Annotated in this window: 17 protein-coding genes; 8 read left to right on the top strand and 9 right to left on the bottom strand. The window is 66.3% G+C overall.

Annotated features, from left to right (window positions below; genetic code table 11):
• Nucleotides 1-185: 185 nt before the first annotated feature.
• From JQ633_RS22405 to JQ633_RS22380, 6 genes are all read right to left on the bottom strand, one after another.
• A complete protein-coding gene (locus JQ633_RS22405; protein WP_211987228.1) occupies nucleotides 186-1,181 on the bottom strand; it encodes a P1 family peptidase in 996 nt (331 codons plus the stop codon).
• 119 nt (nucleotides 1,182-1,300) lie between these two features.
• On the bottom strand, nucleotides 1,301-2,419 hold the full coding sequence (locus tag JQ633_RS22400; protein WP_211987227.1) for a branched-chain amino acid ABC transporter substrate-binding protein: 1,119 nt from the start codon (nucleotides 2,417-2,419) through the stop codon (nucleotides 1,301-1,303).
• Nucleotides 2,420-2,585: 166 nt separating this feature from the next.
• Nucleotides 2,586-3,335 (bottom strand): ABC transporter ATP-binding protein, encoded by a 750-nt coding sequence (locus tag JQ633_RS22395; RefSeq protein ID WP_211987226.1) that lies wholly within the window; start codon nucleotides 3,333-3,335, stop codon nucleotides 2,586-2,588.
• Complete coding sequence (locus tag JQ633_RS22390; protein WP_211987225.1) at nucleotides 3,332-4,162, bottom strand: ABC transporter ATP-binding protein; 831 nt, start codon at nucleotides 4,160-4,162, stop codon at nucleotides 3,332-3,334. The genes JQ633_RS22395 and JQ633_RS22390 overlap by 4 nt, the downstream gene beginning before the upstream one ends.
• Nucleotides 4,159-5,484, bottom strand: a complete 1,326-nt coding sequence (livM, locus tag JQ633_RS22385; protein ID WP_349631589.1) for a high-affinity branched-chain amino acid ABC transporter permease LivM — start codon at nucleotides 5,482-5,484, stop codon at nucleotides 4,159-4,161. Before livM ends, JQ633_RS22390 begins: the two co-directional genes overlap by 4 nt.
• Nucleotides 5,485-5,495: 11 nt before the next feature.
• Nucleotides 5,496-6,413 carry an ABC transporter permease subunit gene (locus JQ633_RS22380; RefSeq protein WP_211987224.1) on the bottom strand — a complete coding sequence of 306 codons (918 nt, stop codon included), beginning with the start codon at nucleotides 6,411-6,413 and terminating at the stop codon, nucleotides 5,496-5,498.
• Between the two features lie 275 nt (nucleotides 6,414-6,688).
• Between JQ633_RS22380 and JQ633_RS22375 the strand changes: the two genes are divergently transcribed.
• Both JQ633_RS22375 and JQ633_RS22370 read left to right on the top strand, forming a co-directional pair.
• On the top strand, nucleotides 6,689-6,862 hold the full coding sequence (locus tag JQ633_RS22375; protein ID WP_211987223.1) for a hypothetical protein: 174 nt from the start codon (nucleotides 6,689-6,691) through the stop codon (nucleotides 6,860-6,862).
• A gap of 218 nt (nucleotides 6,863-7,080) precedes the next feature.
• Complete coding sequence (locus tag JQ633_RS22370; protein WP_211987222.1) at nucleotides 7,081-7,602, top strand: hypothetical protein; 522 nt, start codon at nucleotides 7,081-7,083, stop codon at nucleotides 7,600-7,602.
• Here JQ633_RS22370 and JQ633_RS22365 read toward each other — a convergent pair.
• The 3 genes from JQ633_RS22365 to JQ633_RS22355 form a co-directional block, all read right to left on the bottom strand.
• The gene (locus JQ633_RS22365; protein WP_211987221.1) at nucleotides 7,582-7,974 is read right to left on the bottom strand and encodes a carboxymuconolactone decarboxylase family protein; all 393 of its coding nucleotides are present in this window, start codon (nucleotides 7,972-7,974) and stop codon (nucleotides 7,582-7,584) included. The genes JQ633_RS22370 and JQ633_RS22365 overlap by 21 nt on opposite strands.
• A gap of 113 nt (nucleotides 7,975-8,087) precedes the next feature.
• A complete protein-coding gene (gene pcaD / locus JQ633_RS22360; RefSeq protein WP_211987220.1) occupies nucleotides 8,088-8,870 on the bottom strand; it encodes a 3-oxoadipate enol-lactonase in 783 nt (260 codons plus the stop codon).
• Between the two features lie 19 nt (nucleotides 8,871-8,889).
• Entirely contained in the window at nucleotides 8,890-10,245 is a 1,356-nt protein-coding gene (locus JQ633_RS22355; protein WP_211987219.1) for a 3-carboxy-cis,cis-muconate cycloisomerase, read from the bottom strand.
• Nucleotides 10,246-10,463: 218 nt separating this feature from the next.
• On the opposite strand from JQ633_RS22355, the gene JQ633_RS22350 reads away from it, so the two are divergent.
• The 6 genes from JQ633_RS22350 to JQ633_RS22325 all read left to right on the top strand — a co-directional run bounded on the left by JQ633_RS22350 (nucleotide 10,464) and on the right by JQ633_RS22325 (nucleotide 15,111).
• Nucleotides 10,464-10,910: an SRPBCC family protein gene (locus JQ633_RS22350; RefSeq protein ID WP_211987218.1), complete on the top strand. Its 447-nt coding sequence runs from the start codon at nucleotides 10,464-10,466 to the stop codon at nucleotides 10,908-10,910.
• A 232-nt stretch (nucleotides 10,911-11,142) separates the two neighbouring features.
• Nucleotides 11,143-11,628: a (2Fe-2S)-binding protein gene (locus JQ633_RS22345; protein ID WP_021077804.1), complete on the top strand. Its 486-nt coding sequence runs from the start codon at nucleotides 11,143-11,145 to the stop codon at nucleotides 11,626-11,628.
• Nucleotides 11,629-11,671: 43 nt separating this feature from the next.
• Nucleotides 11,672-12,478, top strand: coding sequence for an FAD binding domain-containing protein (locus JQ633_RS22340; RefSeq protein ID WP_211987217.1), 807 nt, complete (start codon nucleotides 11,672-11,674; stop codon nucleotides 12,476-12,478).
• A 48-nt stretch (nucleotides 12,479-12,526) separates the two neighbouring features.
• Entirely contained in the window at nucleotides 12,527-13,435 is a 909-nt protein-coding gene (locus JQ633_RS22335; protein WP_211987216.1) for an AAA family ATPase, read from the top strand.
• A gap of 124 nt (nucleotides 13,436-13,559) precedes the next feature.
• Nucleotides 13,560-14,762 (top strand): vWA domain-containing protein, encoded by a 1,203-nt coding sequence (locus tag JQ633_RS22330; protein WP_211987215.1) that lies wholly within the window; start codon nucleotides 13,560-13,562, stop codon nucleotides 14,760-14,762.
• 25 nt (nucleotides 14,763-14,787) lie between these two features.
• A complete protein-coding gene (locus JQ633_RS22325; RefSeq protein ID WP_018272401.1) occupies nucleotides 14,788-15,111 on the top strand; it encodes an XdhC family protein in 324 nt (107 codons plus the stop codon).

Genomic DNA, 15,111 nt, shown 5'->3' with positions numbered 1-15,111 from the left:
GGGAGAGGCCGGAACGCATCGTCAGATGCGTTCCGGGTGAGGGACTCTTGAGTCACTGTTGATGCGGAGGCAGCCCCTCACCCCAACCCTCTAAGAGCGAGCTTCGCTCGTCTCGACCCCGTAAGAACGGGGCGAGGGAGCGCACTGCCGTCGCGGCTGCGATCGCAATCCGACCTCAAAATCAGTTACCCAAACCGCTCCTGCCAGCTCGGCAGCGCGCCGGGGAAGGGCAACGGCGTCGCCGCATACACCCCGCGCGCGATCGCGCGCGCCACCGTGTTCGCCGCAAGCCCGCCGAGCTTCGTCAATCCGAACAGCGGGTCGACCGGCTTGGCGCCGGTCGCGGCGGCGAACACCACGTCGCCGTCGAGCGGGGCGTGCACCGGGTAGATCGCGCGCGCCATGCCGGTCTGGGCGATCATCGCCAGACGCTTGGCCTGCGGTTTTGTCAGTTGGGCGTCGGTGACGACCACGACCAGCGTAGTGTTCTCCGCGGCGGTCGCCTCGGCGCCGCCCTTCAGCCGCATCGCCAGCATGTCCGGCGTGAACGACGGCGGCAGGCCGCGGCCGCCGAACTCGGCGTCGGCCTCGAACGGCGCGGCCCAGAACCATGGGCCGGTGCCGATGGTGACGGCGCCGACCGAGTTCACCACCGCGAGTGCGGCGACCGCAACGCCGTCGTCGGTCTTCGCCGATGCCGAGCCGAGGCCGCCCTTCAGATTAGCCGTGGTCGCGCCCATGCCGGCGCCGACGCTGCCGAGGCGGAAATCGCCTGAGGTCGCGTTCGCCGCCGCGTAGCCAAGGTCGCGATAGGGCGGGAAGCGGCCCCAGGCCTTGTTGCCGCCGTTGAGCAGATCGAAGCAGATCGCGCCGGGCACAATCGGCACCACCGCGTCGCGGATGCGGAAGCCGCGGCCGCGCTCGGCGAGCCAGGCCTGCACGCCGCCGGCGGCATCGAGCCCGAGCGCGGAGCCGCCGGACAGCGTGATGGCGTCGATCGCCTCGACCACATTGTGCGGCGTCAGCAGCGAGTCCTCGCGGATGCCTGGGCCGCCGCCGCGGACGTCGATCGAGGCCACCGCCGGCTTGTCGAACAGGATGGCGGTGACGCCAGAGGCGATCGCGGCGTCGTCGGCGTGGCCGACGCTGACGCCGGCAATGTCGGTGAGGAGGTTCTTCAAGATGCGCTCCGCGCGCTGTATCCGATCGCTCCGATATAGCAGCCGCGGCGGCAAAGAAAAACGCCCCGGCGGACCGGGGCGTTTGCGCGCGTTCTGATTCAGATCAGAGGCGAGAGGTCTCAAGAACCCTTCGGATTGATCTCGGTGTAATTGCCCTTGGCGTCCCACTTGTAGACGACGTAGTCGATCACCTTGATGTCGCCCTTGGCGTCGAAGGCGAGCTTGCCGAGCACGGTGTCCCACTCGCCGCCCTTGATGGTGGCCATCACCTTCTTGGCGTCGGTCGAGCCGGTCTTGGCGACGGCCTGGGTCCAGACCTGCATCGCGGCGTAGGTGTAGAGCGTGTAGCCTTCGGGGTCGATGTTCTTGGCCTTGAACTTCTCGACGATCGCCTTCGCGGTCGGCTTGTTGCGCGGGTCGGGGCCGAAGGTGAACAGCGTGCCTTCGGCGGCCGGGCCGGTGATCGAGGCGAACTCCTTGTCGTTCATGGCGTCGCCCGCCATCAGCACGGTCTGCAGGCCCTGGTCGCGCATCTGGCGCAGGATCAGGCCGGCTTCCTGATGGTAGCCGCCGACATAGACGAGATCGATGTTGTCGCGCTTCAGGCGCGAGACGATCGAATTGAAGTCCTTGTCGCCCTTGTTGTAGGACTCGAACATCTTCTCCTGGAAGCCGGCCTTGTTCAGCGCCTTCTTGGTCTCGTCGGCGAGGCCTTTTCCGTAGGTGGTCTTGTCGTTCAGGATCGCGACGTTCTTGCCCTTGTAGTTCTTCATGATGAACTCGGCGGCGACGATGCCCTGCTGGTCGTCGCGGCCGCAGACGCGCGCCACGTTCCAGAGCTTGCGCTCGGTGAACAGCGGGTTGGTCGAGGCCGGCGTGATCTGCAGGACGTTGGCGTCCGCATAGGCTTCAGAGGCGGGGATCGAGGACGACGAGCAGAAGTGGCCGGCCACGAACGGGATCTTCGAAGAACCGATCTTCTCGGCGATCGAGCGCGCCTGCTTCGGATCGCAGGCATCGTCGTCGGTCTCGAGCGCGAGCTTCTTGCCCAGCACGCCGCCGGCGGCGTTGATGTCGGCAACGGCCTGCTCGGCGCCGTTCTTCATCTGCCGGCCGAACGCGGATTCGGAGCCCGTCATCGGGCCTGCCACTGCGATGGTGATGTCTTGCGCGTATGCGCTCGCCGACAATGCGAACGTAGCGCCCAATGCCAGGCCGATGAGATTCAATGATTTCATGAGACGTCCCTCGTGGTCGTTGCCTCTTGCGGGAGGTCCGGGCGCACCGGACCCTCTAACCACGGGTATTGTCGGCTGATTTCCCGGCGAAGTCACCGGCAATTTTCAGGCAAAACCGCGCTGCGCCTGCAGCATCTTGCTGCAGGGCCGCCTGTGCGACGTGCCGCTAGCCGCGGCGGCCGCCTTCCAGATAGGCGGCGCGGATTTCAGGGCGCTGCAGCAATTCGGCGCCGGTTCCGGCCAGCGTGATCAGGCCGTTGACCATGACGTAGCCGCGATGGGCGAGCTTGAGCGCATGGTTGGCGTTCTGCTCCACGATCAGCACGGTGAGGCCGTCCTGCCGGTTCAGCGTGCGGATGGCGTCGAAGATCTGCCGCGCGATCAGCGGTGCCAGGCCGAGCGAAGGCTCGTCCAGCATCAACAGGCGCGGCCGGCTCATCAACGCGCGGCCGATCGCCAGCATCTGCTGCTCGCCGCCGGACAACGTGCCGCCGCGTTGCGCGATACGCTCCTTCAGCCGCGGGAACAGGGTGTAGACGCGTTCCAGCCCGGCGGCGCGCTCGGCCTCGCTGCAGTCGGTCGCATCGGCGCCCATCTGCAGGTTTTCCGCCACGCTCATGCGCGGGAAGATCCGCCGTCCCTCGGGCGATTGCGCGATGCGCAGCCGCGCGATCTCATGCGTCGGCACGCCGGTGATGTCGTGGCCGTCGAATTCGATTCTGCCGGCGCGGGCGCGCGGCTTGCCGAAGATCGTCATCATCAGCGTCGACTTGCCGGCGCCGTTGGCTCCGATCAGCGCGACGATCTCGCCGGCATTGATCTCGATATCGATGCCCTTCAGCGCCTCGATCTTGCCATAGGCCGCGCGCAGCCCGCGCACAGCGAGCAGGGGAGTTGCTGTCGCTGCCGCGCTCACGTGCCGCTCTCCATCACGGCGATCGCCTCTTCCTCGTCGGCGCCGAGATAGGCGGCGATCACCTTGGGGTCGTCGCGCACCGCCTGCGGCGAGCCTTCGGCGATCTTGACGCCGTAGTCCATGACCACGACGTGATCGGAGATCTCCATCACCACCGACATGTCGTGCTCGATCAAGAGGATCGAGGTGCCGAGGTCGCGGATCGACAGCAACAGCTCGTTGAGCCCGCCGCTCTCCCGCGCGTTCAGACCCGCGGCCGGCTCGTCGAGGCAGAGCAGCGCCGGCTCGGTGCACATCGCGCGCGCGATCTCGAGGCGGCGCTGGTCGCCATAGGGCAGATTGCCGGCGGCATCGTCGGCGCGCGGCAGAAGTCCGACGCGATCGAGCCAGGTCCGCGCCAGATCGATGGCGCGCTCTTCGGCCTGACGCCAGGACGGCGCCCCGATCAGGCCGAGGAAGGTCAGGCCCGAGGCGCGCATCAGCGCGTTGTGCTGGGCGACCATCAGGTTCTCCAGCGCCGTCATGCCGGGAAACAGGCGGATGTTCTGGAAGGTGCGCGCCACCTTGGCCAGTTTGGAGATCCGGAAATCGCCGAGCCGTTCGAGCTGGAAGCTGCGGCCGTCGTCATGGGTGAGGCGGAGCGCGCCGCCGCTCGGCCGGTAGAAGCCGGTGATGCAGTTGAAGACCGTGGTCTTGCCGGCGCCGTTCGGGCCGATCAGTGCCGTGATCTTGCGCCGCTCGGCGGTGAAGGAGAGGCTGTTGACCGCGACGATGCCGCCGAAGCGCATCATCAGGCTGTCGACGGACAGGATGTGGTCGTCGCTCATCCGTGGCCCTCCTTGACGAGGTCGGACGAGATCGCCTGGTTGCGCTCAAGAAACACGGTCGGCGCGCGATGGCCGATCAGTCCGCGCGGCCGCCAGATCATCAGCACCACCATGGCCATGCCAAAGAACAGCATGCGGTACTGGTCGAGGCCGCGGAACAGCTCGAAGCCGCCGATCATCGTGACCGCGGCCAGCGCGACGCCGAGCTGCGAGCCCATGCCGCCGAGCACGACGATCGCGAGCACCAGCGCCGATTCCTGGAAGGTGAAGGATTCCGGACTGATGAAGCCCTGCCGGGTCGCGAAGAACGCGCCGGCGAAGCCGCCGAACATCGCGCCGGTGGCGAATGCCGTCAGCTTGGTGGTGGTGACGTTGATGCCGAGCGCGCGGCAGGCGACTTCGTCCTCGCGCAGCGCCTCCCAGGCGCGGCCGATCGGCAGCCGCCGCAGCCGGATCGTCACCCAGTTGGTGACCAGCGCCAGCGCCAGGATCAGATAGAACAGGAAGATGATGCGGTGGGTCGGCGAGAAGTCGATGCCGAGTTTCGCTGCAAGCCCGTCATCGCTGTTGTCGAGGGGGATGCCGAATAGCGTCGGGCGCGGGATGCCGGAGACGCCGTTGGGGCCGCCGGTGAGGCTCTGCCAGTTGATGATGACGAGGCGGATGATCTCGCCGAAGGCGAGCGTCACGATCGCAAGGTAGTCGCCGCGCAGCCGCAGCACCGGGAAGCCGAGCAGCACGCCCCAGAACGCCGCGAGGATGCCGGCGAGCGGCAGGCAGACCCAGAACGACAGCCCGAAATTGGTGGCGAGCAGCGCGTAGGAATAGGCGCCGACCGCGTAGAACGCGACATAGCCGAGATCGAGCAGGCCGGCGAGGCCGACCACGACGTTCAGGCCCCAGCCCAGCATCACATAGGTCAGGACCAGGATCGAAAGGTCGAGAATGTAGCGCTGGTTGTAGAAGATCACCGGGATCAGGAACGCGAACACCAGCAGCGCCGGCGCCAGCCAGCGCCCGGCGAACGACATCGCGGCCTGCACCGGCTTCGGCACGATCCGCTCGCTGTCGACCGGTCCCCACCATTGCCGCAACAACTCGACGATGATGCTGCCGCCGAACACGGTGGCGACGAGGGCGGCGAGGTCGCCGAACCGCGTCCAGTAGATCAGGCCGCCCTGCGGGCCGGCCTCGGTGCGCACGCCGATCATCAGCGAGAACAGCACCAGCGCGACGCCGGCGCTGATCAGGGCTTTCTTGAAGATGAAGGCGGCGCCCGATGTCTGTGGAGCGGGCGAGGGGCGGACTGGGTTTGCGCTCACGAGGGCGTCCGTCAGACTTTTTCGACTTCGGGACGGCCGAGCAGGCCGGTCGGCATGAAGATCAGGACCACGATCAGGATCGAGAACGCGGCGACGTCCTTGTACTCCACCGAGAAATAGGCCGACCAGAACGTCTCGATCAGGCCGATCGCGAGCCCGCCGAGCATCGCGCCGGGCAGCGAGCCGATGCCGCCGAGCACGGCGGCGGTGAACGCCTTGATGCCGGCGACGAAGCCCATGAAGAAATCGACCAGGCCGTAATACAAGAGGTACATCATGCCAGCGACGGCGGCGAGCGCGGCGCCGATCACGAAGGTCATCGAGATGGTGCGGTCGACGTCGACGCCGAGCAGCGCGGCCATGGTCTGGTCCTGCTCGCAGGCGCGCATGTCGCGGCCGAGCCTGGTGCGCGAGACGATCCAGGTGAACAGCGCGAGCAGCACGATGGTGGCGAGCACCACCACGATCTGGATGTTGGAGAGCTGCACGGCGAATCCCGCCGGTCCCTCATGCAACGTGTAGCCGCCGGTGATGATCGGCGGCACCGGCTTCACCCGCGCGCCCTGCGACACCTGCGAGAAGTTCGTCAGCACGAACGACATGCCGATCGCCGAGAGCATCGGCGCCAGGCGGAACGAGTGCCGCAGCGGACGGTAGGCGATCCGTTCGATGGTCCAGCCATAGAGTGCGGTGATCGCCATCGAGACCAGCAGCACGATCAGGAGGATCACCGGAACCGCGGTGAGGCCGAACGACACCAGCACCAGGAACGAGATCAGCGCGATGAAGCCGCCGATCATGAAGATGTCGCCATGGGCGAAGTTGATCATGCCGACGATGCCGTAGACCATCGTGTAGCCGATCGCGATCAGGCCGTAGATCGAGCCGAGCACGAGGCCGTTGATCAGTTGCTGGGCGAAGTAATCCATGCGCTGCCGTTGTTCGAGGAGGACGCGGCGAGGGCCCCCGGCAGCCTTATTCTCCGCGTCGTGTCATTTTCTAACAGCGGAACCCCGGCGGCGGCAACAGCACGGGCTGCGACGGAAAGGGCTTGTACATAACTAGTTTGGCGGGTGCGGTTCCGATGTCACAGGGGTGACATCGCTTCGCCCCGCAATGATCACGCCGGAACCGGTGTTCCCCGGCAACTCCGGCGCTGTCGCGGACGTTGTCTCGGACTTCCACAAGCCAAGGGAGATTCCGAGTGAGCAGGCAAAATCAGACCCCGGGGCAGCAGGGCCAGAACCCGTCTCAGAAGCCAGGTCAGCAGCAACAGGGCGGCAGCCCGAAGCCGGGGCAGCAGCAAGGCGGCCAGAAGCCCGGCCAGCAGCAGATGGATCCGAGCCATCAGAACCAGAACCCGGACCTGGATCGCTAGCTCGAGGAGCGAGCACGAGAAGCAACGAAGGAAGGTCTCGCCGCAAGGCGGGGCCTTTCTTTTTGCCTCGTTTTGGCACGCCGCCCGGGCAATCCCCAGAAATCCCCGGCCCGATTAAGGTAAACAAAGGGTTTAAATTGCCGCCCGCAGTTGAACGGCGTTAGCTCGCCGCTCAACCGCTGCCCGCAGAACGGGCCGCGCAAGTACGGGAAGCGACAATGTCCAGCAACTGGCGGATCAGCTCATTGAACGGCGCGCTGCTCGCGGCCTATTTCATCCCGGTCTGGACCATCATCGCCTTGAGCATCATGGTATCGCCGATCCACGGGCTCTTTGAGCGGCCGAGCGTGTCGGTCGCGCTCTACGCCAGCGATCATCTGCAGCTTGCCAAGATGGCGACGGTGCGGCTCGCCTGGATGCTGGCGCTGGCGCGGATCACCGTGGTGGCGTTCTTCGCGGTCTTCCTCGCGCTGCTCGCGTTCCCGTCGATGCGCAAGAACGGCGGCAGCGACGAGGCGCTCGCGGTCGCGCTGTGCCTCGGCAGCGTGCTGAGCTTTGCCAGCATGCTGCTGGCCTCGAAGACCGGCGAGCTCGAAGCGCTGCGCATGCATGCCGCCGAGCTCTTGATGCTGCTCGGCACCGCGATCGTGATGCTGGTCGATACCGCGCCGAAGCGTGCGCCCGCCGCAGCCGAGGCCGTTGCGCCGCCGCTCGGCGAACTATCCCTGCAGCAGCCCTAGCTCGGCAATGATCGCGTTGGCTTCCTTGACGGCGTGGTTGGCCGCCGGCACGCCGCAATAGATTGCCTGCTGCAGCAGGATCTCCTTGATATCATCAGGCGTGAAGCCGCCTTCCGCGATCGCGGCCCGCACATGCAGGCGGAATTCGTCCCATTGGCCGAGCGCGACCATGGTTCCGATCACCAGCACGCGCCGGGTGCGGTGATCAAAATGCGGCCGGGTCCAGATATCGCCCCACGCATAGCGCGTGATCAGGTCCTGGAAATCGGTGTTGAACGCATTGCGGTTCTTGAGCGACTTGTCGACCCATTCATTGCCCAGCACCTTGCGGCGCTGCGTCATGCCGTCGTCACGGCGTTGATTGTCGTCCATGGATGTCTCCTCCCGTCATTGCGAGGCGCGAAGCGACGAAGCAATCCATCTCTCAGCAGGCGGTGAAATGGATTGCTTCGCTTCGCTCGCAATGACGCTCTTGGTTACGGTAATTAGCGTTGCGTCAGGAAGCCGACCACGGCTTCGGTGAAGGCGTGCGATTGCTCGACGTTGGAGATGTGCGCGGCGTCGAGCAGCGTCATGCTGGCGCCGGGAATGCCGCTACGGATCATCTCGCCCGCCGACACCGGGGTCGCCATGTCCTGCTTTCCTGCGATCACCAGCGTCGGGCTCTTGATCCTGGGTAGCAGCGCGCGCTGGTCGAGCGTCGACAGCGCTTCGCAGCAGGCGAGATAGCCCTCGACCGGCGAGGCCAGCAGCATCGCCTTCATGTTCGCCGTGGTCTGCGGCTCACGCTCGCGGAAATCGGCGGTCAGCCAGCCCGCGATCACGGTGTCGGCGACCGCGGCGATGCCGCCTTCCTTCACCGCCTTGATGCGGTTCAGCCAGTTGGTCGGATCGGGATAATAGCAGGCGGTGTTGGCGAGGATCAGCTTGCCGAATCGCTCCGGCGCGTTGGCGCCGAGCCATTGCCCGACCATGCCGCCCATCGACAGTCCGCACCAATGCACCTTCTCGATGTTGAGATCGTCGAGGATCGCCAGCACGTCGCGGCCGAACCGCTCCATGGAGTAGGGGGCGGGCGCGACGCCCGACTTGCCGTGACCGCGGCGGTCGTAGCGGATGACGCGGAAGACCTGCGTCAGCGCCCGCATCTGCGGCTCCCACATCTGCAAGGTGCAGCCGAGCGAGTTCGACAGCATCAAGGTCGGCCCGGCGTCGCGGCCGTCGACCTGGACGTTGAGCAGGCATCCGTCGGCGTCGATCATTGGCATTGGATAATACTCCGGTCGCTCACGTGTCGTTGAGGGAGGCGAGCAGGCGGTCGATCAGCGCCTGCGAGGCGCCCTGATAGGCCATCGGCTCGAACAGTTTTGCGAGTGCACTGGCATCGAGCTGCGCGGTGACGCTGGCGTCCGCGCTCAGCACGTCACGCAGATGCTTTTTCTCGGCGACCGCCTGCTTGCTGGCTGCCTCGATCAGGTGATGCGCGTCGCTCTTGCCGATCTTCTCGGCCAGCGCGAAGGCGACCGCTTCCGCCATGATCAGCCCGCCGGTGGCTTCCAGATTGACCCGCATGCGCACGGCATCGACCTCGAGCCCTTCGGCAAGATCGACGATGGCCGCGAGCGCGCCCGACGTCACGAGCATCAGGCTCGGCAAAGTCGGCCATTCCGCATGCCAGGGCCCGGCGCTGCGCTCATGGTCCTGCACCTGCGCGGCGAGGATCGTCGCGGCGAGGTTCGGCGCCATGGTCGCCGCTCCGAGCGCGCTGGCGGCGGCCACGGGATTGCGCTTGTGCGGCATGGTGGAGGAGCCGCCGCGGCCGGCGCCGGCGGGCTCGAAGGCTTCGCCGACGTCGGTCTGCATCATAAGTGAGATGTCGCGCGCGATCTTGCCGCAGCTGCCCGCCGTGATCGCGAACACCGACGCGGCCTCTGCGATCCGGTCGCGATGCGTATGCCAGGGCGCCTCCGGCAGCGGCAGCTCGAGCTGCTTCGCGAGTTGCTCTGCAACTGCAAGTCCCTTGTCGCCGAGCGCAGCCAGCGTGCCGGCGGCACCGCCGAATTGCAGGACCAGCGTCTCGCCGCGCAGCCGCCGCAGCCGCTTGCGCGAGCGGTGCAGGGCGGCGGCATATTCGGCGAGCTTGAGGCCGAACGGCATCGGCAGCGCGTGCTGCAACCAGGTGCGCGCCACCATGGCGGTGTCGCGATGGGCCCGCGCGAGATTGGCAAAGCCGGCGACGGCTCGGTCGAGATCGGCGAGCAATGCGTCGATGCCGGCGCGCAGCGTCAGCATGGTCGCGGTGTCGATCACGTCCTGGCTGGTCGCGCCCCAATGCACGTAGCGCGCGGCCTCGGCGTCGGCCTTCGCCACGTCGGCGGTCAGCGCCTTGACGAGGGGGATCGCCAGATTGCCCGAGCGCGTCGCGGCGTCCGCCAGCGCAGCCTGGTCGAATGATTCGGCCCGGCAGGCGGCGCCGATCGGCCCCGCGGCCGCGGTGGGAATCACGCCGCAGGCGGCCTCGGCGCGGGCCAATGCGGCTTCGAAATCCAGCATGGCCTGCAGATAGGCAAGATCGTCGCAGGCGCCGCGCATCGCGGCGCTCGACAGCATCGGGGCAAGCAGGGGGGAGAGGGCTGTGCTCATTGCGGCCGACCTAACCACTCCGGCACGCTTGTGCCAATGCCTGCCGGCGCCGCGCCGGCGTTTTCAACCGCAACAGGATTGCCGAATTTGTGAATGGCATGGAGGTCTTGCTGCAGTTGCGAATATGCATCGCTCATCCTCCCAAGGTGCCCTTTCCTTTAGGCGCCACCTGCTTTAGTTGGAAACAAAAGGTTCTCAGCGCTTTCAGGAGGTGTCCCATGGCCATGACGATGACCGGCGAAGTCCAGCTTGCGGCGCCGCGCCAGGCCGTGTGGGACAAGCTCAACGATCCCGAGGTGCTGAAGGCCTGCATCCCCGGCTGCGAGGAGCTGGAGAGGACCGACGATCAAGGCTTCCGTGCCACGGCGAAAATGAAGGTCGGCCCGGTCTCCGCCCGCTTCAAGGGCAAGGTCACCTTGAGCGATCTCGATCCTCCCAACGGCTACAGGATCTCCGGCGAAGGCGAGGGCGGGGTCGCCGGCTTCGCCAAGGGCGGCGCCACCGTCGCGCTGGCCGACAAGGATGGCGGCACGCTGCTCAGCTACAACGTCGAGGCGCAAATCGGCGGCAAGCTCGCCCAGCTCGGCCAGCGTCTGATCAACGGCGCTGCAAAAAAGCTGGCCGATGAATTCTTTGCAAATTTCGCCAAGGCGGTGCAGGGTTAGAGCGTTTTCGAGCGAACCGGACACCCGGTTCGCGTGAAGAAAACGCTTCAGAATAGAGGCTGGAGCCAAGGCTCCAGTTCTGCCCGAAGGCTGGAATATTCAGGTCCGGCCATGCCCTGGATGAGTGGCTCGAAAGGTTGCCCATCCGGGGGCCCGCCCATATTATGCCGTCTGGAATGATTTTAAACCGCCTGCTTCGCCGATATGCGGCGGCGCAGATAAGAGAGTGCTGATGGCCAAGATTTCTATGATCGTGAACGGCAACCCCGTGAACGCGAACGTCGACCCCCGAACCCTTCTGGTCCAGTTTCTGCGCGAAAACCTGCGCCTGACGGGTACGCATGTCGGCTGCGACACCTCGCAGTGCGGGGCCTGTGTCGTGCATCTCGACGGCAAGGCGGTGAAGTCCTGCACCACGCTCGCGGTGATGGCCGACGGTCATGAAGTGAAGACCATCGAGGGGCTGGCCGCCGACGGTGCGCCGCTGCATCCGATGCAGGAGGCCTTCCGCGAGCATCACGGCCTGCAGTGCGGCTTCTGCACGCCCGGCATGATCATGACCGCCGTCGATCTGGTGCATCGCAAGGGCCACGACCTCTCCGACGAGGTGATCCGCGAGGAGCTGGAAGGCAATCTCTGCCGCTGCACCGGCTATCAGAACATCGTCGCCTCGATCGCCGCCGGCGCCAAGGCGATGGCCAAATCAGATCTCGCTTAGAGCCCAATCAGCATTCATCGCGGCAAGCGATCAGGACATTCCAATGTACGAATTCAAGTATCACCGCCCCGGGACCGTGCGGCAGGCCGCCAACCTGCTGGTCAAGAACGAGGACGCCAAGTTGATTGCCGGCGGTCACACGCTGGTGCCGGTCATGAAGCAGCGGCTGGCCAGCCCGCCGCATCTGGTCGATCTCTCCCACATCGAAGGTCTCGACACGATCGAGATGAAGGGCCGCTCGCTGGTGATCGGCGCCACCGCCAAGCATGCCGAGGTCGCGAACTCCGCGATCGTCGGCGAGGCGATCCCGGCGCTCGCCGAGCTCGCCGGCCTGATCGGCGATCCCGCGGTGCGCCACCGCGGCACCATCGGTGGCTCGCTCGCCAACAACGATCCGACCGCCGACTATCCGGCCGCGGTGCTGGCGCTCGGCGCCACCATCGTCACCAACAAGCGCCGCCTGAAGGCAGAGGAGTATTTCCAGGGGCTGTTCTCGACCGCGCTGGAGGCTGACGAGATCATCACCAAGGTGATGTTCCCGCTGCCGAAGAAGGCGGCCTACGTGAAATTCCGCAACCAGGCCTCGCGCTACGCGCTGGTCGGCGTTTTCGTCGCCAAGCGTCCGTCTGACGTCCGCGTCGCTGTGACGGGGGCGGGCTCCGACGGCGTGTTCCGCGTCACTGCGTTCGAGGAGGCCCTGAAGAAGCGCTTCTCGCACAAGGTGCTCGACGGCATGACCGTGCCGGCCGACGGCCTCAACAGCGATTTGCATGGCAGTGCTGAGTACCGCGCGCACCTGATCGGCGTTTTGGCGCGCCGGGCGGTGGAAGCGGCGACCGCCAAGGACTAGATACCAAGGCGTGATGTTGCTTCCTCTTGCTCGAAGACTGGCGGTTCCATGAGTGCGTCGGCGCTACCCACTTCCGTCGATGCGCTCCTGGAGCTGTTGACCTCGCGCGGCTACCTCGCCGAGCGGTCGCTCGCCACCGTGACGTATCTGGCGCTGCGGATGGGCCGGCCGCTGTTTCTCGAAGGCGAGGCCGGCGTCGGCAAGACCGAGATCGCCAAGGTGTTGTCGGCGGCGCTCGGGCGCAAGCTGATCCGCCTGCAATGCTACGAGGGCCTCGACGTCGCCTCCGCCGTCTATGAGTGGAGCAGCGCGGCGCAGATGATCGCCATCCGCCTCGCGGAAGCCTCCGGCGACACCGACCGCGACCAGCTCGCCAGCGACATCTTCGCCGAGCGCTTCCTGATCAAGCGGCCGCTGCTGCAGGCGCTCGAGCCTGACGTCGCCGGCCCGCCGGTGCTCCTGATCGACGAGCTCGACCGCGCCGACGAGGCGTTCGAGGCGTATCTTTTGGAAATCCTCAGCGACTTCCAGGTCACCATCCCCGAGCTCGGCACCGTGAAGGCGCCGGCGCCGCCGATCGTGATCATCACCTCCAACCGCACCCGCGAGATCCACGACGCGCTGAAGCGGCGCTGCCTGTATCACTGGGTGGATTATCCCGCCGCCGAGCGCGAGCTCGCGATCGTCAAGTCGCGGGTGCCGAACATTTCCGCAAAGCTGTCGCAGCAGGTCGTCCGCTTCGTGCAGGCGCTGCGTAACCAGGACTTCTACAAGTCGCCGGGCGTCGCCGAGACCATCGACTGGGCGACCGCGCTGTCCGAGCTCGATGCCCGCTCGCTGACGCCGCAGGTGGTCGGCGACACGCTGGGCGCGCTGCTGAAGTACCAGGACGATATCGCGCGCATGCAGGGCGATGCGCTGGCGAAGACATTGAAGGAAGCGACGAGCGACGTTTAGCTCGCGCGTCATAGCAACGCCCGTCATTCCGGGGCGATGCGTCAGCATCGAACCCGGAATCTCGAGGTTCCGGGTTCACCCGCTTCGCGTGCGCCCCGGAACGACGGCAAGTGGGTGGCAGTTCATGGCGATCAATCACCTTGCGCCCCCGACGGGCCACATGGCCGACAACGTCATCGGCTTTGCCCGCGCGCTGCGCGCGGCCGGACTTCCGGTCGGGCCGGGCGCGGTGATCGATGCGCTGAATGCGCTGCAGCTGATCGAGGTCGGCGATCGCGGTGATTTCTACGCCACGCTGGAGGCGATCTTCGTCAAGCGCCACGAGCATGCGCTGATCTTCCGCCAGGCCTTCGACCTGTTCTTCCGCGCCGCCGAGGAGTGGAAGAGCATGCTGGATTCGGTGCCGCTGCCCGACCACGCCAGGAAGAAGCCGCCGCCGGCCTCGCGCCGCGTCCAGGAGGCGATGGCGCAGCCGGCCATGCGCGAGGAGCGGCCGCAGGCCCAGGAGCAGGAGCTTAAGCTCTCGGTCTCCGACAAGGAGGTGCTGCAGAAGAAGGACTTTGCGCAGATGACCGCGGCCGAGATTGCCGAGGTCGTCAGGGAGATCGCGAAGATGCGGCTGCCGCAGGCCGAGCTCGTGACCCGCCGCCACCAGCCCGATCCGCGCGGCTTGCGGCTCGACATGCGCCGCACCGTGCGCAACTCGCTGCGCACCGGCGGCGAGATCATCGACATCCGCAAGCTTGGCCGGATCGAGAAGCCGGCGCCGATCGTGGCGCTGCTCGATATCTCGGGCTCGATGAGCGAATACACCCGCCTGTTCCTGCATTTCCTGCATGCCATCACCGATTATCGCAAGCGGGTGTCGGTCTTCCTGTTCGGCACCCGCCTCACCAATGTGACGCGCGCGTTACGGCAGCGCGATCCCGACGAGGCGCTGGCGAGCTGCTCTTCCTCGGTCGAGGACTGGGCGGGAGGGACGCGGATCGCGACTTCCCTGCATACCTTCAACCAGCTCTGGGCGCGCCGCGTTCTGGGGCAGGGGGCGATCGTGCTCCTTATATCCGATGGACTAGAACGCGAGGCCGATGCAAAATTGGCCTTCGAGATGGACCGGCTGCACCGCTCGTGCCGCCGCCTGATCTGGCTCAACCCGCTGCTGCGCTATTCCGGCTTCGAAGCCAAGGCGCAGGGGATCAAAATGATGCTGCCCCACGTTGACGAATTTCGCCCGGTGCATAACTTGACGTCCATCAAGGGGCTGATCGAGGCGTTGTCATCGCCGCCGCCGGCGCATCATCGCAGCCTGATCCGGTCCGTCGCCTAAGAAAAACGTTACGCAGGAGGCCACCATGCTGAATCGCGACGAAGACATCCTGCAGGCCGCCGAGACTTGGCAGAAAGAGGGCCATGGCGTGGCGCTCGCCACCGTTGTCGAGACCTGGGGTTCGGCGCCGCGGCCGGCCGGCTCCAGCCTCGTCATCAATGACGACGGCACCTTCCTCGGCTCGGTCTCCGGCGGCTGCGTCGAGGGCGCCGTGGTCACCGAGGCGCTCGACGTGATCGCGAGCGGGCAGCCGAAGATGCTCGAATTCGGCGTCGCCGACGAGACCGCCTGGAATGTCGGCCTGTCCTGCGGCGGCACCATCCGCGTCTTCGTCGAGAAGGTCGGCTAG

It is taken from the genome of Bradyrhizobium tropiciagri (assembly GCF_018130505.1).
GTDB classification, from domain to species: domain Bacteria; phylum Pseudomonadota; class Alphaproteobacteria; order Rhizobiales; family Xanthobacteraceae; genus Bradyrhizobium; species Bradyrhizobium tropiciagri_B.
Note: the sequence above shows the minus strand (reverse complement) of the source record. Positions and strands in the feature narration are given on the sequence as shown.

Excerpts from the sequence above, each read along its gene's own strand:
- JQ633_RS22340 (WP_211987217.1), top strand. The coding sequence starts at position 11,672 with ATGTACGAATTCAAGTATCACCGCCCCGGGACCGTGCGGCAGGCCGCC.
- JQ633_RS22370 (WP_211987222.1), top strand. The coding sequence starts at position 7,081 with ATGTCCAGCAACTGGCGGATCAGCTCATTGAACGGCGCGCTGCTCGCG.
- JQ633_RS22350 (WP_211987218.1), top strand. The coding sequence starts at position 10,464 with ATGGCCATGACGATGACCGGCGAAGTCCAGCTTGCGGCGCCGCGCCAG.
- pcaD (WP_211987220.1), bottom strand. The coding sequence starts at position 8,870 with ATGCCAATGATCGACGCCGACGGATGCCTGCTCAACGTCCAGGTCGAC.
- JQ633_RS22325 (WP_018272401.1), top strand. The coding sequence starts at position 14,788 with ATGCTGAATCGCGACGAAGACATCCTGCAGGCCGCCGAGACTTGGCAG.
- JQ633_RS22365 (WP_211987221.1), bottom strand. The coding sequence starts at position 7,974 with ATGGACGACAATCAACGCCGTGACGACGGCATGACGCAGCGCCGCAAG.
- JQ633_RS22390 (WP_211987225.1), bottom strand. The coding sequence starts at position 4,162 with ATGAGCGACGACCACATCCTGTCCGTCGACAGCCTGATGATGCGCTTC.
- JQ633_RS22335 (WP_211987216.1), top strand. The coding sequence starts at position 12,527 with ATGAGTGCGTCGGCGCTACCCACTTCCGTCGATGCGCTCCTGGAGCTG.
- JQ633_RS22330 (WP_211987215.1), top strand. The coding sequence starts at position 13,560 with ATGGCGATCAATCACCTTGCGCCCCCGACGGGCCACATGGCCGACAAC.
- JQ633_RS22355 (WP_211987219.1), bottom strand. The coding sequence starts at position 10,245 with ATGAGCACAGCCCTCTCCCCCCTGCTTGCCCCGATGCTGTCGAGCGCC.
- JQ633_RS22400 (WP_211987227.1), bottom strand. The coding sequence starts at position 2,419 with ATGAAATCATTGAATCTCATCGGCCTGGCATTGGGCGCTACGTTCGCA.
- JQ633_RS22380 (WP_211987224.1), bottom strand. The coding sequence starts at position 6,413 with ATGGATTACTTCGCCCAGCAACTGATCAACGGCCTCGTGCTCGGCTCG.
- JQ633_RS22345 (WP_021077804.1), top strand. The coding sequence starts at position 11,143 with ATGGCCAAGATTTCTATGATCGTGAACGGCAACCCCGTGAACGCGAAC.